We start from the raw sequence: 1,288 nt of genomic DNA on the forward strand, positions 1-1,288 counted from the left end.
GAATTATGTAAAGCGCACCCAGCGAGATTACAGCATGTCCTTAAAACTTCAAATCGTTAGAGAAGTTGAGCAAGGTAGTTCATCAATTACCCAAATTAGAAAACAATATGGCATTCAAAGCCATGCTACAGTTCTGGGCTGGTTACGAAAATTTGGTAACTTTGATTGGGAAAACCAAACCCCTTTGAATATGGCAAAGTCACCCGAACAAAAAATTATGGAACTTGAAGCCCAAGTCAAGCTATTAGAAAAACAAAAGGCTCTTTTAGAACGACAAGCTTACGTTGCAGATAAAAAAGCAATCTTGTTTGACATGATGATTGATTTAGCTGAGAAAGAATATCATATCGATATCCGAAAAAACTCTGCACCCGAACAATCGCCCGCTTTAGAGCAAAAGAACAAAAAACAGTAGCGTTTACCTGTTATTTGTTCGGGATAGACAGACAGGTTTATTATCGAAAGACTAGAAGAATAGCATCCAAACAAAACAAAGCCAAAGAAGTGATTTTGATGGTGAATAATATCAGGAAGACAATGCCTAGAATAGGTACTCGAAAACTATATTATCTTTTGTTGGATAAACTTCAATTAATGAAAATTGGAAGAGATAAGTTCTTTGATATACTCAGAGCCAATCATTTATTGATACATCCTAAACGAAGTTATCATGTAACGACTAACTCACATCATCGATTTAATAAACATCAAAATCGAATTCTAGATTTAGAAATTAACAGACCAGAGCAAGTTTGGGTCTCTGATATAACCTATATAGGAAAAAGAGATAATCCTTGCTATTTAAGCTTAGTCACAGATGCTTATTCTAAAAAGATTATGGGATATTATGTTGCCGATAACATGAACACAGAAAGCAGTTTGAAGGCTTTTAAAATGGCTCTTAAACACAGAAACAACAAAAACTTACCATTGATACATCATTCAGACAGAGGGATTCAATATTGTGCTAATGACTACCAAAAGCATCTTAATAAAAATAAAATTCTATGCAGTATGACACAAAACTCTGACCCTTATGAAAATGCAGTGGCAGAAAGGATTAATGGTATTTTAAAACAGGAATTTAGGGTTGACAAATACAATCAAAAAGCAGAAATCATGCAAAAAATTGTAAAAGAAGCTATTGATATCTATAATGAAATCAGACCTCATTATTCTAATTACATGCTTACTCCAAATCAGATGCATCACCAAAACAAAATTAAAATGAGAACCTATAAAACAAAAAACAGTAGCAAACCTGAGCTTGCTACTGTCTAAAATTGTA

General features: G+C 33.4%; 2 protein-coding genes. Both read left to right on the forward strand.

All coding sequences use genetic code 11. The features are described from left to right. On the forward strand, nucleotides 1-415 hold a 415-nt coding region (locus WFZ86_RS20070; protein ID WP_342693602.1), incomplete at its 5' end, for a transposase. Nucleotides 416-429: 14 nt separating this feature from the next. Continuing rightward, nucleotides 430-1,281 (forward strand): IS3 family transposase, encoded by an 852-nt coding sequence (locus tag WFZ86_RS20075; RefSeq protein ID WP_342693603.1) that lies wholly within the window; start codon nucleotides 430-432, stop codon nucleotides 1,279-1,281. Nucleotides 1,282-1,288 lie beyond the last annotated feature (7 nt).

The organism is Flavobacterium polysaccharolyticum (assembly GCF_038739875.1).
Classification (GTDB): Bacteria; Bacteroidota; Bacteroidia; order Flavobacteriales; family Flavobacteriaceae; genus Flavobacterium; species Flavobacterium polysaccharolyticum.